The 20,107-nt window shown below is 72.0% G+C and carries 20 protein-coding genes and 1 pseudogene; 10 read left to right on the plus strand and 11 right to left on the minus strand.

The window, feature by feature from the left end; all coding sequences use genetic code 11:
- The first annotated feature begins 49 nt into the window (after positions 1 to 49).
- The 3 genes and pseudogenes from OG624_RS39320 (at position 50) to OG624_RS39330 (ending at position 2,942) form a co-directional block, all read left to right on the plus strand.
- Positions 50 to 1,369, plus strand: coding sequence for an RNA polymerase sigma factor (locus OG624_RS39320; RefSeq protein WP_371640915.1), 1,320 nt, complete (start codon positions 50 to 52; stop codon positions 1,367 to 1,369).
- A gap of 108 nt (positions 1,370 to 1,477) precedes the next feature.
- A complete protein-coding gene (locus tag OG624_RS39325) occupies positions 1,478 to 1,660 on the plus strand; it encodes a hypothetical protein (RefSeq protein ID WP_030718260.1) in 183 nt (60 codons plus the stop codon).
- 122 nt (positions 1,661 to 1,782) lie between these two features.
- Positions 1,783 to 2,942 (plus strand): annotated as a pseudogene (locus OG624_RS39330) (serine hydrolase domain-containing protein).
- Between the two features lie 25 nt (positions 2,943 to 2,967).
- Here OG624_RS39330 and OG624_RS39335 read toward each other — a convergent pair.
- Positions 2,968 to 4,461: an AMP-binding protein gene (locus tag OG624_RS39335; RefSeq protein ID WP_371640588.1), complete on the minus strand. Its 1,494-nt coding sequence runs from the start codon at positions 4,459 to 4,461 to the stop codon at positions 2,968 to 2,970.
- A 49-nt stretch (positions 4,462 to 4,510) separates the two neighbouring features.
- On the opposite strand from OG624_RS39335, the gene OG624_RS39340 reads away from it, so the two are divergent.
- From OG624_RS39340 to OG624_RS39350, 3 genes are all read left to right on the plus strand, one after another.
- Positions 4,511 to 5,257 carry a class I SAM-dependent methyltransferase gene (locus tag OG624_RS39340; protein WP_371589617.1) on the plus strand — a complete coding sequence of 249 codons (747 nt, stop codon included), beginning with the start codon at positions 4,511 to 4,513 and terminating at the stop codon, positions 5,255 to 5,257.
- 92 nt (positions 5,258 to 5,349) lie between these two features.
- Positions 5,350 to 5,763, plus strand: a complete 414-nt coding sequence (locus OG624_RS39345) for a rodlin (protein ID WP_266360149.1) — start codon at positions 5,350 to 5,352, stop codon at positions 5,761 to 5,763.
- A gap of 321 nt (positions 5,764 to 6,084) precedes the next feature.
- Positions 6,085 to 7,317: a tryptophan 2,3-dioxygenase family protein gene (locus OG624_RS39350; RefSeq protein WP_161295469.1), complete on the plus strand. Its 1,233-nt coding sequence runs from the start codon at positions 6,085 to 6,087 to the stop codon at positions 7,315 to 7,317.
- Positions 7,318 to 7,324: 7 nt separating this feature from the next.
- On the opposite strand, the gene cynS is transcribed toward OG624_RS39350, so the two are convergent.
- Positions 7,325 to 7,795, minus strand: a complete 471-nt coding sequence (gene cynS / locus OG624_RS39355; protein ID WP_033216709.1) for a cyanase — start codon at positions 7,793 to 7,795, stop codon at positions 7,325 to 7,327.
- 76 nt (positions 7,796 to 7,871) lie between these two features.
- Positions 7,872 to 8,495: a carbonic anhydrase gene (locus tag OG624_RS39360; RefSeq protein WP_244290699.1), complete on the minus strand. Its 624-nt coding sequence runs from the start codon at positions 8,493 to 8,495 to the stop codon at positions 7,872 to 7,874.
- 126 nt (positions 8,496 to 8,621) lie between these two features.
- On the opposite strand from OG624_RS39360, the gene cynR reads away from it, so the two are divergent.
- Entirely contained in the window at positions 8,622 to 9,590 is a 969-nt protein-coding gene (gene cynR / locus OG624_RS39365) for a transcriptional regulator CynR (RefSeq protein ID WP_208869308.1), read from the plus strand.
- Here the strand turns inward: cynR and OG624_RS39370 are convergent.
- Complete coding sequence (locus tag OG624_RS39370; protein ID WP_033216715.1) at positions 9,557 to 10,207, minus strand: DUF4360 domain-containing protein; 651 nt, start codon at positions 10,205 to 10,207, stop codon at positions 9,557 to 9,559. The two genes, cynR and OG624_RS39370, sit on opposite strands and share 34 nt — an antisense overlap.
- A 305-nt stretch (positions 10,208 to 10,512) precedes the next feature.
- Positions 10,513 to 10,902 (minus strand): response regulator, encoded by a 390-nt coding sequence (locus tag OG624_RS39375; protein WP_033216717.1) that lies wholly within the window; start codon positions 10,900 to 10,902, stop codon positions 10,513 to 10,515.
- 95 nt (positions 10,903 to 10,997) lie between these two features.
- Here OG624_RS39375 and OG624_RS39380 point away from each other — a divergent pair, with 95 nt between their 5' ends.
- Positions 10,998 to 11,276 carry a hypothetical protein gene (locus OG624_RS39380; RefSeq protein WP_033216719.1) on the plus strand — a complete coding sequence of 93 codons (279 nt, stop codon included), beginning with the start codon at positions 10,998 to 11,000 and terminating at the stop codon, positions 11,274 to 11,276.
- Positions 11,277 to 11,403: 127 nt separating this feature from the next.
- Here the strand turns inward: OG624_RS39380 and OG624_RS39385 are convergent, their stop codons facing one another.
- Positions 11,404 to 14,877: a M28 family peptidase gene (locus tag OG624_RS39385; protein WP_326750510.1), complete on the minus strand. Its 3,474-nt coding sequence runs from the start codon at positions 14,875 to 14,877 to the stop codon at positions 11,404 to 11,406.
- 177 nt (positions 14,878 to 15,054) lie between these two features.
- On the opposite strand from OG624_RS39385, the gene OG624_RS39390 reads away from it, so the two are divergent.
- Positions 15,055 to 16,014 (plus strand): LysR family transcriptional regulator, encoded by a 960-nt coding sequence (locus tag OG624_RS39390; protein WP_161295467.1) that lies wholly within the window; start codon positions 15,055 to 15,057, stop codon positions 16,012 to 16,014.
- A 38-nt stretch (positions 16,015 to 16,052) separates the two neighbouring features.
- Here OG624_RS39390 and OG624_RS39395 read toward each other — a convergent pair whose 3' ends face one another.
- The 4 genes from OG624_RS39395 to OG624_RS39410 all read right to left on the minus strand — a co-directional run bounded on the left by OG624_RS39395 (position 16,053) and on the right by OG624_RS39410 (position 17,980).
- Entirely contained in the window at positions 16,053 to 16,883 is an 831-nt protein-coding gene (locus OG624_RS39395; protein ID WP_371640589.1) for a class I SAM-dependent methyltransferase, read from the minus strand.
- 96 nt (positions 16,884 to 16,979) lie between these two features.
- Positions 16,980 to 17,210, minus strand: coding sequence for a hypothetical protein (locus tag OG624_RS39400; protein WP_030721766.1), 231 nt, complete (start codon positions 17,208 to 17,210; stop codon positions 16,980 to 16,982).
- A gap of 107 nt (positions 17,211 to 17,317) precedes the next feature.
- On the minus strand, positions 17,318 to 17,773 hold the full coding sequence (locus OG624_RS39405) for a hypothetical protein (protein ID WP_033217248.1): 456 nt from the start codon (positions 17,771 to 17,773) through the stop codon (positions 17,318 to 17,320).
- A 51-nt stretch (positions 17,774 to 17,824) separates the two neighbouring features.
- A complete protein-coding gene (locus OG624_RS39410) occupies positions 17,825 to 17,980 on the minus strand; it encodes a hypothetical protein (RefSeq protein WP_371640590.1) in 156 nt (51 codons plus the stop codon).
- Positions 17,981 to 18,181: 201 nt separating this feature from the next.
- Here OG624_RS39410 and OG624_RS39415 point away from each other — a divergent pair, with 201 nt between their 5' ends.
- Entirely contained in the window at positions 18,182 to 18,595 is a 414-nt protein-coding gene (locus OG624_RS39415; protein WP_371640591.1) for a barstar family protein, read from the plus strand.
- A gap of 33 nt (positions 18,596 to 18,628) precedes the next feature.
- On the opposite strand, the gene OG624_RS39420 is transcribed toward OG624_RS39415, so the two are convergent.
- Positions 18,629 to 19,858, minus strand: coding sequence for a serine hydrolase domain-containing protein (locus OG624_RS39420; protein ID WP_371589622.1), 1,230 nt, complete (start codon positions 19,856 to 19,858; stop codon positions 18,629 to 18,631).
- Between the last annotated feature and the right edge of the window lie 249 nt (positions 19,859 to 20,107).

Genomic DNA, 20,107 nt, shown 5'->3' on the forward strand with positions numbered 1-20,107 from the left:
CCCTGACCCGGACCCCGACCCCGGCCCGGACGCCGACCCCGGCCCCGACCTGGGGCTCACCCCCGCGAGCGAGGACCTGCTGCGCCGGCTGGCGCCGCAGGTCCTCGGCGCGCTCGTCCGCCGCTACGGGCACTTCGACGCGGCCGAGGACGCCGTACAGGAGGCACTGCTCGCCGCCACCCGGCAGTGGCCCGAGGAGGGGCGCCCGGCCGATCCCCGCGGCTGGCTGATCCGCGTCGCCTCCCGCCGGCTCACCGACCAGCTGCGCAGCGAGGACGCGCGTCGGCGCCGTGAGGAGACGGCCGCCGCGCTGACCCCGCGCGACGAGTTCGTGGCACCGCCACCGGGGGAGGGTCGGGCCCCTACCGAGGACGACACCCTCGCCCTGCTCTTCCTCTGCTGCCACGCCGAACTGCCGCCCGCGGGCCGGATCGCCCTCACCCTGCGGGCGGTCGGCGGCCTCACCACCGCGGAGATCGCCCGCGCCCTCCTGGTGCCCGAGGCCACGATGGCGCAGCGGATCACCCGGGCCAAACGGCGCCTCAAGGCCTCCGGGGCCCCGTTCGGCATCAGGCCGAACGACGCGGAGGACACCGACGAAACCGATCGCAGCGATGGGACCGACGGGACCGGTGGCGCCGCCCCGGAAGCGGCCGACGATCATGCCGAACGGCTCGCCGACGTGCTCCACGTGCTCTACCTGATCTTCAACGAGGGCTACACCGCCACCTCGGGCCGTGAGCTGCAGCGCGCCGACCTCGCCACCGAGGCGATCCGCCTCACCCGCGCCGTCCACGCGCGGCTCCCGACCGACGGCGAGGTGGCCGGCCTCCTCGCCCTGATGCTGCTCACCGACGCCCGCCGGGCCGCCCGCACCACGCCCGACGGCGACCTGGTCCCCCTCGCCGAGCAGGACCGCACGCGCTGGGACCGCGCGGCCATCACCGAAGGGGTCGCGCTGGTCAGCGACGCCCTCACCCACGCGCGGCTCGGCCCGTACCAGCTGCGCGCCGCGATCGCGGCCGTGCACGACGAGGCGGCGAGCGACGAGGACACCGACTGGGTGGAGATCCTCGCCCTGTACGAGGTACTGATCCGCATGGTCCCCGGCCCCGTGGAGCGCCTGGGCCACGCCGTCGCCGTGGCCATGGTGCACGGGCCGCGACGGGCCCTGGCCCTGCTCGCCGATCTGGACCGGGACGAGCGCCTGGCGGGTCACCACCGGCTCGAGGCCGTACGGGCCCATCTGCTGGAGATGGCGGGCGAGCGCGCGGAGGCGAGAGCCGCCTACGCGAAGGCCGCCGGCCTCACGCTCAGCGTTCCCGAGCGCCGCTACCTTCGCCTCCGGGCCGCCCGGCTCGCGGAATGAGCGGGACGAGCGGGACGAGCGGGACGAGCGGGACGAACCCCGCTCTCGGGGCGTCCGCATGACGGACATGGTCCACCGTTGTCAGAGGCGCCGCCTACTCTTGATCACGTGAGCCCGACCTCTGACGATCACCTCGTCCCCGAACGTTCCCTCGCCGAGATCAACGCCGACATCCGCTGCCTCTTCGCGCGCGCCGAGGGCCGCCTCTCCGACGCGGAGCGGATCCGCCACGCCACCCTGCTGGGCGAGTGGGCCTCCGCGATACGCGCGTCGGTGGTCCCGGCCGCGTAGCGCGCCCGCCCCGGCAGGCCCCGCCCCGCGCGGTCGTGCTGCCCGGGTCGAGTCGGACCGATGATTTCGGCGCCCGGCGGCAGTCACCCCTCGGAACATCCGCACGTACGAGAAGGTGGACGATGAGCGACGACCTGCGCGGCCTCCTGGAGACCCACGTCGGTGACGGTTCCCTGCCCGGCGCGGTGGCCTTGGTGGCACACGGCGAAGACGTCGAGGTCGCGGCCGTCGGCTCCGTCGACACGGCCGGTACCGCGCCCATGGCCCGCGACTCCCTCTTCCGGGTCGCCTCGGTCACCAAGCCCGTGACCGCCGCGGCCACCATGGCGCTGGTCGAGGACGGACTGCTGGCCCTCGACATGCCCGTGGCCCGATGGCTTCCGGAGCTCGCGGCGCCGATGGTCGTCCGTACCCCGTCCGCGCCGCTCGACGACGTGGTGCCCGCCGCGCGTCCGATCACCGTCGCGGACCTCCTCACCTTCCGCGCCGGGTACGGCTTCCCCGCCGACTTCTCGCTGCCCGCCGTGGCCCCGCTGTTCGGCGCGCTGAAGCAGGGGCCGCCCAGGCCGCAGGAGGTGGCGGCGCCGGACGCGTGGACGGCCGCCCTGGGGCGGATCCCGCTCCTCCACCAGCCAGGCGAGGCATGGCTCTACAACACCTGCTCCGACATCCTCGGGGTGCTGATCGCCCGCGCCACCGGACTGCCCTTCCAGGACGTCCTCGCCGAGCGCGTCTTCGAGCCGCTCGGCATGCGGGACACCGCGTTCGCCGTACCGCCGGGGAAATCGGCCGGTTCACCAGCTACTACCGGGCGGCCCCGGACGGCGGCGGGTTGGAGCTCGTGGACGCGCCGGACGGCGAGTGGAGCACCCTGCCCGCCTTCCCGTCCGGCGCGGGCGGCCTGGTCTCCACCGTCGACGACCTGCACGCCTTCGGCCGGATGCTGCTCGCGGGAGGCTCCTACGGGGGCGGCCGGCGGCTGCTCTCGGCGGACTCGGTGCGGCAGATGACCACCGACCACCTCACCGCGGCGCAGCGCGCGGCGGGCGCCCTGTTCCTGGAGGGCCAGGGTTGGGGCTTCGGCGGCTCGGTCGACGTGGCCCGCCTCGACCCGTGGAACGTACCGGGCCGCTACGGCTGGATCGGCGGCACCGGCACCGCCGCCCACATCGTCCCGGCCACCGGCACGGTCACCGTGCTGCTCACCCAGCGGGAGCTGTCCGGCCCCGCCGCGCCAGAGGTGATGCGGCGGTTCTGGACCTACGCCGCCGCCCGACCCTGAGCGGCGAGACCCCCTCACGGCCGGCCTACGGCCGCCGGCCGGCCGCCCGTGCGCGCAGCCGGCGCTTGTCCGGCTTGCCGCGCGCGGTCAGCGGGATCACCCGTTCCCAGAACACGGCGGTCGGCCGGTGCGCCGGTGCCAGGTCCTTCTCCACCAGGTCGCAGGCCTCGGCGGCGAGCCCGGTATCGGGCCCGTACCCCGCCGCAGGCACCAGGAAGGCGCACACCTCCTCGCCGGTGAGGTCGCTGTGTCGACCCACGACCACGGCTTGGGCGACCGCGGGATGCCGGGCGAGCGCGGCCTCGACGGGCACGCAGTACACGTTGTCCCCGTGGACCATCACCACGTCGTGGAGCCGGTCGTCCAGGAACAGGTGGCCGTCGGCCCCGAAGTGCCCGAGGTCCCCCGTCCGGAGCCAGCCGTCCCGCAGGACCTCCGCCGTCGCTCCGGGCCGGCCCCAGTACCCGGTCATCATCGCCGCCGACCGCATCCACACCTCGCCCGTGCGGCCGGTCGCCACCGTCGCGCCCCGTGCGTCGCGCACCTCCACCTCCACCCCCGCCACGGGCCGCCCCACCGACGCCAGCAGCTCCGGCCGCCCGGCCACCGCCGCATCATGGTCGGCGGGGGAGAGCCGGCAGATCACCGCCGCCTCGTTCGTGCCGTAGCCCTGCCGCCAGCGGCCGCCCCAGCGGGTCACCGCCTCGCGCAGCCGCTCGGGGTGGACGGGCGAATCGCCGTAGGACACCGCCTCCAGCCCGGGCACACCGTGGGCGGTCGCCGGGTCGTCCAGCAGCCGGTACACCATCGACGTCGTCAGGTACGTGGCCACCGGCCCCAGACGTCGGCAGGCCGCCGCGAACCCCCCGGGCGTGAACGGTTCCAGGATCTCCACCCGGCCCCCGGCCCGCCACTGCTCCAGGCAGCGCCCCCCGGACCGCTGCGCCAGCGAGGTCACCGACAGGTACACCGACCCCGCCCAGGTCGCCGGCCGTCCGGCGTTCCGCGCCGCCATCGCCCCGAAGGTGGAGGCCACCCCCTTGGGACGCCCCGTGGTCCCGCCCGTGTAGGTCACCCGCGCCACGTCGTCCTCCCGTGCCAGCACCGGCACCGCGGCAGGCTCCCGCTCCGCGGCCCGGCGGAGCAGTTCGGCCAGCGGAAGTCGGGGCGCCCCGGTCGCGGGCACCGGCACATCGTGCACGACCAGGTCCGGCCGGCAGTCCCGTAGGACGAAGTCCAGCCCGTACAGGGCGGGTCCGGCGAGCACCTGTGTCAGCCGGGCGCCCAGCAGGTGCGCGGCGATCCGTACCAGCAGCACCTCCGGCCGGTTCGCCCCCGTGACACAGGCCAGCCCCGAGCCACGCCCGATGCCCGCCCCGGACAGCACCCCGGCCAGCCGGTAGGCCCCGTCGAGCACGTCCTGGAAGGCGAGGACGAGCGGGCCGACGTCGAGCGCGGGCTGCCCGGCGTATCGCTCCAACGCCCCTACCAGCGACGTGACATACCGTGCGGCCACCATGGGGGACTGCCTCTCCGCGCCGCTCCGGGACACCGGCATCATGGACGCCATGACGAACGAATCCCGTGCTCGTTCCTTCAGTTCCGCGGCCGCACGCTACGCGGCCCATCGCCCCGCGTATCCGCCCGCGCTCTTCGACACGCTGGCGGAGATGGTCGGCTTTCCGCTGGCGGGAGCACGGGTCGCCGACGTCGGGGCGGGAACGGGGATCGCCACCGCCCTGCTCGAAGCCCGCGGGGCCCTGGTGGTCGGGGTGGAGCCGGGCGAGGGCATGGCCCAGGAGTTCCGGCGCCGCAACCCCGGCACCCCGCTGATCCGCGCGGACGGCAACCGGCTGCCGCTGGCCTCCGGCTGCCTGGACCTGTTGACATACGCGCAGTCCTGGCACTGGACGGACCAGGCGCACGCCGTCCCCGAGGCCCTGCGCGTGCTGCGCCCGGGCGGGGCCCTGGCGGTGTGGCAGAACGACCCGGACACCGAGATCACCTGGATCGCCGATCAGCAGCACCGGATCGAGGAACGGTTCGGACCGGGCTGGTACATCAACGAGCGCGCCCTCTCCCAGGAGGGGCTGCGCTTCACCGACCGCCGGCTGGCGTGGTCGCGTCGTGTCCCGGTCGACACGCATCTGGCCAAGCTGTCCACCCACTCCCTGTTCCTCATCGGCGAGCCCGGTACGGACGCCTTCCTGGAGGACGAGCGCGCCCTCCTCATGGAGCGGTTCCCGGACGGATGGGTGGAGGAGCACTACGTCGCCGAGCTCAGCGTGGCGGTCCGGGGGCGCGAGACCCGGTAGGGCTGTTCGGGTGAAGCGTCGCAACCTGCGGTCCGCCCGGCCGTTGATCAAGGTGCTTATCACCGTGCACTCGTGCGACAGAAGGACCACTGATGATCAAGAAGTTCATGGCCACCGCCGCCGCCACCGCGTCGATCGTCGGCGCGGGCGCGGCCCTCGCCGCCCCGGCCATGGCCATCGGCAACGACAACGGGGTCAACACCGTCAACGGCAACAACGCGCAGCAGATCTACGGCAACCAGAAGACCCACGGTGACCTGAGCCCGCAGCTCGGCGTCGTCCAGGGCAGCCTGAACAAGCCCTGCATCGGTCTGCCCGTCAAGGTCAACGCCCAGTCGCTGCTCGCGGTCCTCGCCAACGTCGGCGTCCAGGACATCAACGTCCTGTCCAACCCGCAGAACCAGCAGTGCACCGAGAACTCCACCCAGGCCAAGGGCGACGAGCCGCTCTCGCACATCCTGGACAACATCCCGGTCCTGTCGGGCAACGTCTCGGCCGGCAGCTGACGCACTCCCCTTGTACGAGCCGGGGCCTCCGACGCCTGCGCGAGTGCCCACGGGGCCCCGGCTTGTTCCACCCGGATCCACGGTTCCACGGATCCGCCTCCTCCACCGGCGCGCAGCGGCCGTCCGGCCGCCGGGGTGGGCACCGAACGTACGTCACAGAGCCTCCTGCCCGACCGGGCCGGAGGCTCTTTGCGTGCCCTTCCGCCCTTGTCAAGACACGAATGTTCGAGTCATGACGGGCGGTGCTCCGATCATGCCCACTGGAATCTCCTGCCTCACCCGGACGGCGTGAGGCCCACCAGGTCCAGGAGGCGAGTGGCGATGAATCCGAGATCCGCAGGGACGGACCGCTGGGCGGCCATCGGGCACGCCGGCGGAGCCGACGGCGACCTGGACGCGATGCACCTGGCTCGTACCGTCACACGAGAGGTACGAAGGACCGGGAAGCACTTCCTGCCGCAGACCCTCCTGCTTCGGCTCGCCGAGATCCGCAGCGGCCACGCCCTGGACGGCCCGGCCCACCTTCGGGCGTTCCTCGACTGCGTGCTCGACAAGCACGAGGGGCGCCACTGGAACCGGACCTACCTCTCCCTGCCGCTGCTGGAGCTCCTCCTGGGCGACTCCGACGACGCCCCGGACCCGAACCGCATGGCCACGCTGCTCATATCCGACGTCATACGCTTCGAGCTGCGGGCGCAGGCGCCGGACGAGGAGTCGCGGGAGCCGCACGCGGCGCGGGAATCCCTGGACCGGGATCCGCCGGACCCGGTGACCCTGCGCAAACGGCTGCGCCACGCCCTGCGATTCGTGGGGCACGACCCCGAAGCACCGGAAGCCGACGACCACGTCGCCGAGCTCCTTCCTCGGCCCACGGGCGCCGAGGCCGGCCACTGGTTCGAGGCGACGGTCCAGCCCGTGTACGTACTGCACGACGAGTACTTCTTCATCAGGGTCCTCCAGGCCCACGAAATGGTCTTCACGGCGATCGCGGCGGAGGTACGGGAGGCGATCGGGGCGCTGCGCGCCGGCCGGTTGGCCGCGGCGGCCGACCATGTGGACCGTGCCGCAGGTCTCCTCGACCGGGCCTCGGCACTCTTCCGGATGGTGGCCACGATGAGGCCCGGACACTTCTCCGCCTTCCGGCAGTTCACCCAGGGTGCCAGCGCCATCCAGTCCGAACAGTACAAGCGCTTCGAGATCCTGTGCGGCCTCCCGACCGCCCGGCGGCTGGGGTCGGAAGCCTTCACCCAGGTCCCCGCGGTACGGGCCGAGGCGGCGGCCGAGGGACACGACACGGTGGTCCGGGCCTACCTCGACCTGCGCCGCTCGGCCCGGTTCGACGAGGCCGAGTGGAACCGCTTCCGCACCGCGCTCGGCGGACTGGAGGAGCGGCACCAGCGCTGGAAGTCCACCCACCGGAGCCTCGCCGCGCGGATGCTCGGCGGGGAGCACGGATCGGGGGGCACCGCGGGCGTCCCCTACCTGGCCGAGTGCCTGGACAACCGACTCTTCTGGCAGCTCGGCGAGCGGCCCCGCGCGGACGAGTCCGCCTGAGGAGAGGTCAGAAAGGGCGGGTGGGCAGGTACTTGCCGTCCAGGGTGATGACCGCGCGCTCGCCGCCCTCCGGGTCCGCGACCTTCCTGACGTCCAGCTTGAAGTTGATCGCGCTGATGATGCCGTCCCCGAACTGCTCGTGGACCAAGGCCTTCAAGGTGGTCCCGTAGACCTGCAGCATCTCGTGGAAGCGGTAGATCGTCGGATCGGTCGGGATGCCGCCGGGGATCGATCCGCGGGTGGGGACGGTCTGCAGGAGCCGTACCGCGTCCTCGTCCAGGTCCAGCAGGCCGGCGACCGCCTTCGCGGCGGCCTCGGGCAGGGCGTGCTGGCCCAGCAGGGCGGCGGTGACGAAGGCGACCGACAGACCGGCCGCGTCGGCGAGCTGCTGCCAGGACAGGTCCTTGCGGGTCTTGGCGTCGACGGCGATGACGGCGAGAGTCTGGCGGGCGGTGGGGTCGAACTGGGCGTGCGGCATGAAGGTGTCCTTCGGAGGAGGGGGGTGAGCCGATGAGGGGATGAGGGGGGGGCGAGGGGACGGCGGCGGTGACGGGTCAGCCGGTCGCGGCGGGGCCGACGTCCGTGACACCGCCGGAGCGGATGTCGTAGACCCAGCCGTGCAGTGTGAGCGTCCCCGCCGTCAGTGCGCGGGCCACCGAGGGGTGGGTGGCCAGGTTGGCGAGCTGGGCGCGTACGTTCTCGCGGATCAGGACGGACAGCCGCTCGGGGCCGGCCACCCGCGCCGTCCGAGCCACCGAGGCGTCCGCGTGGCGCAGCCAGCCCGCGACGGAGGCGGCGGCGCTCAGGTCGGCGCCCTCGGCCAGGGCGGTCATCGCCCCGCAGGCGGAGTGCCCGCACACGACGATGTCGGTGACGCCCAGGACCGCGACGGCGTACTCGACACTCGCCGCCACCCCGTCCGTGCCCGGTGCGTGGGCGGGGACGAGATTTCCGGCGGTGCGGACGACGAACAACTCGCCCGGCTCGCTCTGGGTGATCAGCTCCGGCACCACGCGGGCGTCCGAACAGCCGATGAACAGGGTCGTCGGCCGGTGTACTCCGGCCAGATGGGCGAAGAGGTCCGCCTTGGCCGGAAACACCTCGCGCTGGAAACGCGCGACGCCGTCCGCGAGATCACCCGGGGCCGGCACGGCGTGTGTGGTGTGTGCGGTCTGCACGGTCACTCCCTTCGGTGGGATGCGCCCGCTGTGGGGCTTGACGTGTTCCACCATGCATGACCTGCATCTATTGTGTCCAAGACGCAATATCCATGTATGTCATCGATGCCATCTATAGTCGTGCCCATGGCACTGGAACTGCGTCACCTGCGCTACCTGATCGCCGTGGCCGAACACGGCAGCTTCACCCGCGCCGCCGAAGAGCTGCGGATCTCCCAACCCACCCTGTCCCAGCAGGTGAAGCAGCTCGAACGCACCGTCGGCGTCCAGCTGTTGGACCGGACCGGGCGCGCCGTGCGGCTCACCGACGCAGGTGCGACCTACGTCCACTACGCGCGCGGCGCCCTACGGGACCTGGCCGCGGCCGAGCGCGCCGTCCTGGACCTGGCCGACCTCTCCCGCGGCCACCTGCGCCTCGCGCTCACCCCGACCTTCACCGCGTACCTCCTCGGCCCGCTCGTCGCCGAGCTCCACAGCGCTCACCCGGGCATCACGCTGGAGATCCGGGAGATGCCCCAGGACCGGATCGAGGCCGGCCTGCTCGCCGACGAGCACGACCTCGGTCTCGCCTTCGAGGGGCCGCACCCGCCCGGAATCGCGGCCACCGCGCTGTTCACGGAGACCTTGGGGCTGGTCACCGCCACCGGCGCGGATGCCGCCCCGCTGCCCGTACGGGACCTCGCGACGCGCCGACTGGCCCTGCTCAGCGGGGACTTCGCCACCCGCGAGCACGTCGACGCCTATCTCGCCGCACACGGGGTCCGGCCGCACATCGCGGTCGAGGCGAACTCCGTCCAGGCCCTCACCGAGATCGTCCGGCGCACCACGCTGGCCACCGTCCTGCCCGACGCCGTCACCGACGACCACCCGTACCTGCGCCCCGTACCGCTCGACCCTGCCCTCCCGTCCCGGACGGTGACCCTGCTGCGCCGGGAGAGCGCGTACGAGAGCGCCGCGGCCCGGGCCTTCACCGAACTCACCGCCCGCCTGGTCCGCGACCGCGGCTACCGCCCCCCGCCGCGCGAGGACGCGCAGCGGGGGGCGGCCGGGAGCGGGGTCGATCACTTGCCGGGGCACTCCTTCCAGGCCAGGTGATAGATGGTGTTGATGCTGCCGTCGGTGGAGTCCATCGTCATGTAACTGGTCGACGAGGGGGACGAGGTGCCTCTGGTCACGCGCAGCTCGGTGTTGATGTTGAAGTTCCGCTGCACCCCGCACGGCGCCCAGACCAGTTGGGCCCAGTCGGTCACGTCCGTGGCCTGCCAGTTGTCCTCCTGCGGGCCGCTGAAGTTGTGGGTGCGCGCGGCGGTGTCCGGTGAGCCCTGGAAGTAGTACGAGGCCTTCTCGGTGGCCTTCGCGCCGGGCGCCAGCGAGGCGTAGCCGCGGTAGTCGGCGCTGGCGATGGCGTAGGTGAAGCCGTGGGGCACGTGCACGATCAGGCTGAGCTGGCAGTTCTTGCGCGCCGCGGTGGGCGGGGCGCCGCCGCCGACCTGGGCGAGGTACTGGCTGTAGGTCACGGTGAAGGCGGTGTTGTCCTGGGACACGGCGACCTCCGCGGTGTCCTTGGGACACCCGGATCCGTTGACCGTGGCGACCTCGATCACGATGCGGTCGGGCGGCGGGTTCACGATCGTGGAGGGGGTGGCGTGCGTGGGCAGGGTGGCGGTGAGCAGGGCGCCGATCGCGCCGCTCACGAGGAATCCACCGGACATGTTTCTCCGATCCACTGCTTCGGTACCGGGCGGCGCGCAGGCGGGCATGCCTGTGTGCCGGAGGGGTGGGGGGTGCGGCCGGCCAGAGCGGGGCCGGGTCGTCACAGACCGGTGTGCAGGGTGGAACGGGGCAGGCCCAGGAAGGGGAATCTGGGCATGCCCCTGACAAGTCCCGATCGGTGAAGACCGGGTGACCGCATCGTAGGAACCCTGAGCGGCCCCGACCAGGGCGATGTCCGGCCAATCGTGTTCCGGGGCCCGGACCGGCCGGATCCGGACGACCGGCCGGAGCCCGAAGAGCGGAATCAGGCCGCGGTGGGCCGGGCCAGCCGCTCGACGCGGGCCATGAACTCCGTGGGATGGAACGGCTTCGCGAGACAGTCGCTCACGCCGGCCTCCAGCGCGCGCACCGTGCACTCCGGATCCGCGGGCGGCAGCGCGAGGATCGGCACCCGCCCGTGATCGGGATGCCGGCGGATCTCCTCGAACAGCGCCACCTCGTCCAGACCCGGCCCGGTGCGCTCACAGATCACCAGATCGATCGGGCCGGCGCTGCCCAGCAGCGAGACGGTGTCCACCCCGGTCCCGCCGTCGACGACGGCGAACCCCCGGGCCACGAGGAGGCGCTCCAGCAGGCCCTTGAGGGTGGTCTCCTTCGCCACGAGAAGGATCCTGCTCGGGGTGTCGCCGCTCATGTCGTTCCTCTTCATCCGGGTGGGGTCCCGCAGAGCCTACGAGGCGGGGCGTGTGCACGCCCGCTCCGGGGCACCTCATCGGGTAGCTTCGATCCATGAGCACAGAGCCGCAGAGCTTCGACATCCTGCTGGTGCCCGAGCACATCGAGAACCTGCGCGGCGAGTCCGCGGCCGACCGGGCCCTGCGGGTGGCCACGGTCGAGGCGACCGGCGAGACCGGCGCCTCCGGCTACCCCCGCTACCGCGGGCAGGGCGTGGAGGCGGACATCGACCCGAGCACGCGCACGGTCGAGGCCCTCCTCGTCGACGGCTCGGAACTGGACTACGGGCTGGTCGCGATGATCGCTCCCGAGCGGGGCCCCGGCAACCACTGACGGGACGCGCCGCGAGTCGGCCGGATCGGCCGCTGCGGCGGTGCTCGGGGATACGACGGGCCCGGCCCGGCCCCCCGAGGTGCGGGGGCCGGGCCGGGCTGGTTCCGGTCGGTGGCTCAGGTGGGCGTCAGCTCACCTGGACCGTGACGTCGTCCACGACGAAGGAGGTCTGCAGGGACTGGTCCTCCGTGCCGGTGAACTTCAGGGTGACGGTCTGGCCGGCGAACGGCGAGAGGTCGTAGGACTTCTCCACGTAGCCGGAGTTCGCGTTCAGGTTGGAGAGGGTCTCCAGGGTCTGACCGGCCACCGAGACGGTGAACCGGTCGTAGACGACGTTCTCGTCCTCGTCCGTGTCGATGTGCAGGAAGAAGCCGAGCCGGTACGTGGAGCAGCCCGACGGGATGGTCAGCGTCTGGGCGGCGCTGTCCGTGTGGGTGGACCCGTACCCGGCCAGCCACGCCTTGTAGCTGCCGCCGTGCGGGGCCTGCCCCGACTGGTTGGTGATGACGCCGGTGGTCGCGCTCCACGGGCTGGAGCCGCTCTCGAAGCCGCCGTTGGTCACGAGCTGGCGCGGCGTGCAGCTGCCGCCGCCCGTGACGGTGAGCGAGTAGGTGCTGGTGTGGCTGACGGTGCCCGAGCCGGTGACCGTCAGGGTGTAGGTGCCGGGCGCGGTGCTCGCGCCGACCTGGACGGACAGCGCCGAGGAGCTGCCGGACTGGACGGACGTCGGGCTGAGCGTCGCGGTGACGCCGGCCGGCGCGCCGGAGACGGAGAGCGCGACGGTCTGCGCGGCGCCGCTCACGGTGGTGGTGTTGACGGTGGCGGAGGTGGATCCGCCGGGGGCCGCGCTGCCCGCGGACGGGCTGACGGCGACGGAGAAGTCCTGCGCGGGGGTCTCACCGCCGACCGCCTGCTTCCAGACGGCGTAGGCGACACCGTCGGCACTGCGGTTCAGCACCGTGGCGTTGATGTTGTTCGTGGTGTCGCAGGAGCTGTGGTAGCAGGGGTCGTAGGCGGCGTTGGCCGTGCCGCCCCACTTCGTGGCCTGCGCCGAGGTCTTGCGGGCACTGGCGCCGGCCGCGTAGCCGGAGGTGGGGATACCGGCCTGCTGGAAGGAGTAGTCGTCGCTGCGGCCCTGGCCCTCGGTGTTCTCCTCGGGTGCCAGGTTCAGCGAGGTCCAGTACGCCTTCAGCGGGGCGGCGGTGGTGGAGTTGACGTTGTTGATGAAGTAGCCGCCGTTGGTCGAGCCGACCATGTCGAAGTTGTAGTAGCCCTTGATGGCGCTGCGCTGGGCGCTGCTCAGCTGGTTGACGTAGAACTCGGAGCCGTTGAGGCCCTGCTCCTCGTCGGTCCACCAGGCGAAGCGCACGTGCTTGGTCATCGTCGGGTTCTTCTGGGCGAGGACCAGGGCGTTCTCCAGCAGGGTCGCGGAGCCCGAACCGTTGTCGTTGATGCCGGGGCCGGCCGAGACGCCGTCGAGGTGGGCGCCGAACATGACGGTCTGGTCGGCGGGGCCGCCGGGCCAGTCGGCGATCAGGTTGTTCGACGGGTAGGTGCAGGAGGTGCAGTTCTGCTCGGTGACGGTGTAACCGGCCGCCTGCAGCTTGCCCTTCACGTACGCCAGCGACTGGGTGTAGCCGGCGCTGCCGGCCCGGCGGTGACCGCCGTTCTGGCTCGCGATGGTGTTGAACTGGGTCAGGTGCGCCTGCACGTTGGCGACGTTGATGTCCGGCGGGTCGTTGCCGGGCTGGGTACCGCCCACGTTGAGCGCGTAGTCCACCGTGTGGGAGAGGCTCGCGCCCTGGCCCTTGACGACGACCGTGGACGCGCCGGGAGCCGCGTTGGCCGTGGCGGTCAGGGTCAGCACCGAGGACTGGCCGGACTGCACGGTGGCCGGGTTGAAGGAGGCGCTCACGCCGGCCGGCAGACCGGAAGCGGTCAGCGTCACCGACTGGGCGTTGCCCGTGGTGACCGTGGTGCCGACCGTGGTGGTGACGGAAGCGCCCTGCTGGACGGTGCCCGAGGACGGGCTCAGCGACATCGAGAAGTCGTTGTTCTGACCGCTCGGGGTGCAGGTCGGATCGGCGGTCTGGGCGGGCACGCTGATGCCGTCCCAGGCGGCCTTGGTCTTGTTGAAGAGGTCACAGGTGGCGTCCAGCGACTTGGCCGAACTCAGCGTCGCCGTCCGGTACTTCTTGTAGGACATGCTGCTGGTCTTGAGCAGCATGCCGCCGTAGAAGATCTTGCCGGCGTTCTGCACGCCCACACCGGTGAGCGAGGTGCCGTTGCAGGTGCTGCTGTTCGGCTTGCCGCCGCCCGGGCTGGTGCCCTCGGCCAGCAGGTAGAACCAGTGGTTCAGAGGACCGGCCGCCGCGTGCACCTCGGTGCCGGGTATCGACGAGCTGTAGCAGGCCGGGTCGTTGTTGACCGCCGGCGGGTTGTACATGTTCCGGATCGGGCCCCGGCCCTGGAGGTTGATGACCTCGCCGACCGTGTAGTCGGGCGTGTCGTACGGGGCCGGCTCGTTGGCGAAGGCCTCGGTCAGCGCGCCGAAGATGTCGCCGGTGGCCTCACCGAGCCCGGACTCCTGGCCGCTGGTGCCGCCCGGGGTGTTGGAGTCGATGGCGTGCCCGTACTCGTGGGCCACCACATCGATCCCGGCGATCCACTCGTTGGCGCTGTTGCGCCCGATGGTGACCGAGCTGCCGTCCCAGTAGGCGTTGAGATCGCTCAGGCCCACCTTGGCGGGGAAGCTGCGGCCGTTGCCGCTGACGCCGTTGCGGCCCAGCCACTGGGAGAGCATGTCCCACTGCTTCTGCGCAGCGAACATCAGGTCGACGCAGCCGGTCTCCTTGCTCGTGGGGTTGCCGGTGCCCCAGGAGTCGGAGGACTTCGAGAAGACCGTGCCGGTGCTGTAGTCCGCACAGCTCAGGCCGGTCCGGACCGGGTCGCGCAGCGTGTACGTGGAACCGGAGTTGGTGGTGTCGATGGTGACCGGGCCCGGCCCGTTCCACTTGCTGTTACCGGTGCCCGCGACCACCTCGTCGTAGCTGTCGACGAAGGCGCCGGTCCGCGCGTCCACGAAGACGTGCAGCTTGCTGGGCGCGGTCCTGGTCCGGCCGCTCAGCACGGTCTCCCATGCCAGCACCGGCTTGTCGTCCTTGAGGCGGACCACGAGCCGGCTGCTCTCGACCTTGTCGACCGAGACCAGCTTCGCCCGCGAGGTGGACTCGGCGGCCTTCGCGGAGATCGACGCTTGGGTGGAGACGTCGATGCGCACGGAGGAGGCGGACTGGAGGGCGCGCACCTTGCCGGTGCCGTCCGCGAGCACGACCGCGTCGCCGCCGACGACCGGCAGGCCGCGGTAGCTGCGCTCGTACGAGACGGAGTAGAGGTCCTTCACCCAAGGGGTGACGAGTCGTCGTTCGTACTGTTCCTGGGAGGAGTTGACCAGGGAGTCCAGGCCGCTGTCGACGGCCTGGTCGGCGGCCGCGACCGCACGCGCGGCCGGTGTGTCCTTCTGGGACGGGGAGGGCTGCGCCTGCTGCGCCGCCGATGCCGTCCCGGCCAGAGCGCCGGCGAGGCTCGCGGTCAGCGCCATCGCTGCCACGGCCGCCGTCCATCTGCTGGGATGCAACGTCCACTCCGATCGTGGGGGGTCGGGGATGAGTGTCGTTCGCGGCCGAGTATGAGCGTGAACATGACGAGATTGGGACATCTCGTGAGGCATAAGGTCCGCGTTATGGTGCCGCGGCGGCCCGACTCGTACGCTGCCCGGATGCAGCTGGAGTTGAGGCATCTGCAAGCCGTCTGCCGGATCGCGGAGGCGGGCAGCCTGGGGGGCGCGGCGCGGCGGCTCGGAGTGTCCCAACCCGCACTCTCCGCCCAGCTGCGCCGCATCGAACGGGTCACCGGGGGCGAGCTCTTCGTACGGGGCCGCAGCGGGGTGGAACCCACCGCACTGGGCCAATTCGTGCTGGCCAAGGCACGTCGCGTACTCAGCGAGATGGACGCACTGGGAGCGCAGGCACGGGCCATCTCGACCGGCGGCCCGCTACGGCTGGGCTGCATCATGCTCGTCCTGCTCGACGGCCTCCTCGCCCAGACCGACCTGTCCATGTCAGGCCGGGAGATAGCCGTGGACCTGGAGGATTCGGTCACCGTGCTGGCGCGGTTGCTCGGCGCCGGACGCTACGACGCCATCGTGTACGGGGAGGTCAACGACCACGAGGTACCGCTGCCCGAAGGAACCCTGGCCAGGACACTGATCCCCAAGGAACCGTTCTGCATCCGGCTGTCCGCGCGGCACCCGCTCGCGGTCCGGGACCGCATCGAACTGGCCGACCTGGCCGGGGAGTCGTGGATGACGCTGGTGGAGGACGACGACGGTGGCCCCGAGGCACTCGTCACCGCCTGCGAGAAGGCCGGATTCAGCCCCTCACTGCGCTACCGCATCACCGACCGCAAGATGCAGCACGACCTGATCGCCGCCGGGCGCGCGGTGGCGCTCAGTCAACCGACGGCCCCGTCGGGGGAGGGCACGGTGATGCGCCCGCTCGTCGGCACCCCCATCATCGGCCGCATCCGTCTCGCCTGGAGTCGCGCGGCGCTCTCGGCCGGGCAGGCGGAACTGCTCTACCGGGCCGCGGCCCGCGCCTACCTGGCGAACGTGGACAACAACCCCTTCCACAAGGAGTGGTGGGACGCCCACCCGGAGGTGCACCCGGTCCTCGACTGACCGGTGGTGCGGGGCGGCGTACCGCGCGGGGCCGGCGGTCAGCTTCGGCGGTGGGCGTTCAGCAGCAGATATTCCCACTCCATGACCCCGTCCACCGTGTGCTCGGCGGCGAGGGCGTCGAGCGCCGCGTCCAGCTCGGCGACCCGGTCCGGATCGTCGGCGACGGCGCGGTAGACGGCGACGGTGGGTCCGTAGCAGGCCTTGAAGAACTCCCGGAAGTCCGTGGGGCCCGTGAAGCGGTCCACGCGGACCGTCCGGCGGCTCGCGTCCACATCGGTGACCGCGTCGCCGAGCAACTCGTGCACGTGCTCCTCGTCCCCCCACAGCGGGGGCGGCTGGGCCCCGGGCGGCGGCGGGGGCGCGTACGGCTTCATCGTGGCGAACATCCGGCCCACGAAGCCCTGCGGGGTCCAGTTGATGAGGCCGACCGTGCCGCCGGCGCGGCAGACGCGCAGCATCTCCTCGGCGGCGGGCCGGTGGTGCGGGGCGAACATGATGCCCACGCAGGACATCACGACATCGAACTCGCCGTCGGCGAAGGGCAGGTGCTCGGCGTCCGCCTCTCGCCACTCCAACGTGGCCCCGCGTACGGTGGCCAGGTGCCGGCCGATCTCCAGCAGTTCGGGAGTGAGGTCGGACGCCACCACGTCGGCCCCGGCCAGGGCGGCCGGGATGGCGGCGTTGCCCGAGCCCGCGGCGATGTCGAGCACCCGGTCGCCGCGCTGGACGCCGCACTCCTTCACGAGCACGGCCCCCAGCTGCGGAATGACGTGGGAGGCCACCGACTGGTAGTCGCCCAGCGCCCACATCGCGCGGTGTCGGGCCTTCAGGGTGCGGTCCACCTGGGCCGCGTCGCTCGCCTCGGTCATGACAGCCGTCCTCCAGCGCTCGGGGCAGCCCCTTCTCCGAGCATAGGTACGTTTCACGGACCCGGCCCGTCGGCGGCCCCACGGGCCCGCGCCGGATCAGTCGCGGGACGCCAGGCGGCCGAAATCGCGGGCGAAACCCTCGCGGAAGCCGGGCCGCTCCAGCGCCCGCTCGAAGGCGCGCGCGGCCCGGGCGAGCGCGGCCTCGTTCTCCTGGGCGGTGGCGAGTTCGGCGAGGTACGCGCGCAGGCTCAGTCCGCGGTTCGCGGCGAGCACGGCGAGGCGGTCGTGCACATCGGTGTCGACCTCGACGGTGGTGGTGTCGGCCATGCTCCGAGTATGCGCGCCCGGTGACCGGCCGGGGGCCCGTTCGGGGCAGGCGTGCTGCCTGCGGGGACCGGGCCCCGGTGCGGTCGGCGCGGTTCGGGGGTCGGGGCTCAGGGACGGACGCGGCCGGAGAGCCAGGGCGTGAGCGAGAGGCCTCCCACGCTCTCCCGGTACGTCTCGTCGCCGGGCAGCGGGACGGTGAGCCAGTAGCCCGCCGGGAAGAACCGACCCTTCACGAAGGCCAGCCCGCTGTGGACGGACCTCAGGAACGCGGGGACGGAGTCCCGGGGAACGTCGTGGAACTCCACCCCGTCGACCGTGATCGTCGCGTCGTCCTCGGGGAAGAGCCGCACGCTGACGGCGGGGCTGCCGCCCAGCTCGACGAACGCCTCGTGGGGCAGGGATCCGTCGGGGTCGACGACGGTGAACAGGGCCGCCGAGGTCCGCCGCGAGGTCTGATCGGCGCCGATGTCGTGGGTGACGGTCATGGCCAGCCGGTACTCGGCCGCGACGGCACGAATCGCGGCGACGGCCGACTCGGTGGTCGGCAGGGAGGGATGCGTCATGATCCAGATCATGCCGCACGGCCTCCACGCACCAAGGCCGCCGGCCCGATGTCACGGGGCTCGACCCCGCGCCCGGTCGGTCTCCTCCGGCGCCGGTGTCACCGTTTCCCAGTCGGTGCCGTCGAAGTCGTAGCCCACGTAGTGGGACAACAACTCCAGCAACGACCGCAGATTGTGCTGCCGGATCCATCCGGCGACCTCTGCCATGGCTCCCCGGCCCCCCCCTCGATGCCCGGACGGACAGCCTGTCATGGGTCGTGCCCCGGCTCCGCGGTCGGTGGGGGAAGATCGACGTACGTGCAGGCCGCCGCTGCGGCTCGCCGCGGTTTCCGGTACCGGCGGAGGGGAGGTGAGGGTGTGGACATCGCGCCCTGGGTACATGTGGTTCCGGAGCAAGGGGCCGTGCCTGTGGACCTGTTGCTGTCCATGACCGGCACGACGTACGTGGTGCGCCTCGACGGACGGGAGATGGGGGACACCGACGCGGTCTTCCTGCAGTTCTACGACAGACTGAAGCTGCCGGACTACTTCGGGTGGAACTGGAACGCCCTCTGCGACTGTCTGCGCGATCTGCACTGGCTGCCCGCGGAGCACTACGTACTTGTCATCGAGGCCGCGGACGAGATCCTGCCGGGCGATCCCGCCGGACAACGGCTGCTGTTCGGGACCCTGGTGAGGGCAGGCCGGCGGTGGTCCCGCACCAGGCGGTCCGACGGCATCGATCTCAGCAGGCTCGTGATCGTCATGACCTGTGCGGCGGCATCGGTTCCGCACCTGCGGGAACACCTACGGGCCTGCTGGGACGCGGAGGGGGACGGCTGATCCTCGGCGTCCGAGTCAGACTCGACGCGGTGGTCATCCCGCCAGGGAGTTCTTCGGCGTGAGGACCGCGGCGATGCGGCCGGCGATGGTCTGTGCCGTGTTGGTCTCGGGGCCCTTGGGGCCGACCGTCGTGGACACCGCGATCGCCAGGTGCTCGCTCGGGAGGTAGGCCTGGATGGCCGCGTATCCCGCGAAGGACGGGTTCGACTGGATCCAGCCGTTCTGGACGATCACGCCGTAGCCGAAGTGTCGGGCCGGGAGCTGGCGGAAGCAGTCCTTGGGCGCGCAGCCCGGGGTGTTGCCGCCCAGGCCCACCGTGCCCGGGTCGAGCTGGACCTTGAAACTCTGCGGCGAGAGGAGTTCGCCCGTACCCACGACCTCGGCCGAGCGGGCCAGGTCGCAGATGTGGGTGTTCAGGACCGCGCCGGGAGCCGTGGTCCAGGAGGGATTCCAGTAGGTGGACTCCTCGTACTTGCCGCGCTCCGCGTCGAAGGAGTGCAGGACGGGCTCCTCGATCTGGGGGGTGAAGCTGTTGCGGGTGTTGTCCAGTGCGGCGGGCCCCGTGATCTGCCGCTTCATCACCTCGGCCAGCGGCATCCCGGAGATCTTCTCCAGGGCTTGCCCGAGGAGCACGAAGTTGGCGTGGGAGTAGCTCCAGCTCGTCCCGGGCTCGTACAGCAGGGGGTGGGCGGCGGAGATGCCCACGAGTTCGTCGGGGGTCCACTGGCGGAACGGGTCGGCGTACAGGGCGGCGAGGAACTTCGGGTCCGGTACGTAGTCGTGCAGGCCCGAGGTGGAGGCTCCGAGCATGCGCAGGGTGATCTCGTCGGCGTGCGGCGCGTCGGGGAGCCAGCGCGAGATCGGGTCGTCGAGGTCGGCCTTGCCGTCCTCCACGAGTTGCAGCATGGCGATGCCCATGTAGACGATGGCCACCGAACCGGCCCGGAAGTGCATGTCGGCGGTGGCCGGGACGCCGGTCATCGACTCGCCGAGAGCCACGGTGACGACCTCCCGCCCGTCGCGCGTGACCCGTAGCAGGACGGCGTTCAGGTCCAGCTCCTTCTGCGCCGCCTCGGCGATGTCCAGGATCTGCTTCGCCTCGCCGCCGGTGGGCTCGGGGGACGCGACGCACGACGCGGCCGGGGCGCCCGTCCCGTTCACCGCCCACGCGCCGCCGGCCGGCAGGACCGTGCCGAGCAGCGCGGTGGCGCACAGGAGCGCCGTCCGGGCCCGGCCCGGGTGCGCGGTCATGACTCCGGTCATGGCGATCTCCTGCCGTGAGGAGCCCCACGGGACAAGGCCCACCCTTCGATGGAACGCCCACCGTGCGAGATGGGCCAGTCGGCGCGAGGGACGTGGCCCGGAGACGCGGGCCAGGTCGTCTCTTTGGGATCTTGCCGGTCAAGCCCGCGTCGTCCGGTGCCGTGCATCGCAAGGCGGAGAGGCTCCCGATTACCGGACGTCCTCGGGTGCCTCGACAACGCGGCGAGGTGCGGTGGCGGGCGGCGCGGG

The organism is Streptomyces virginiae (assembly GCF_041432505.1).
In the GTDB taxonomy this organism is placed as follows: Bacteria; Actinomycetota; Actinomycetes; order Streptomycetales; family Streptomycetaceae; genus Streptomyces; species Streptomyces virginiae_A.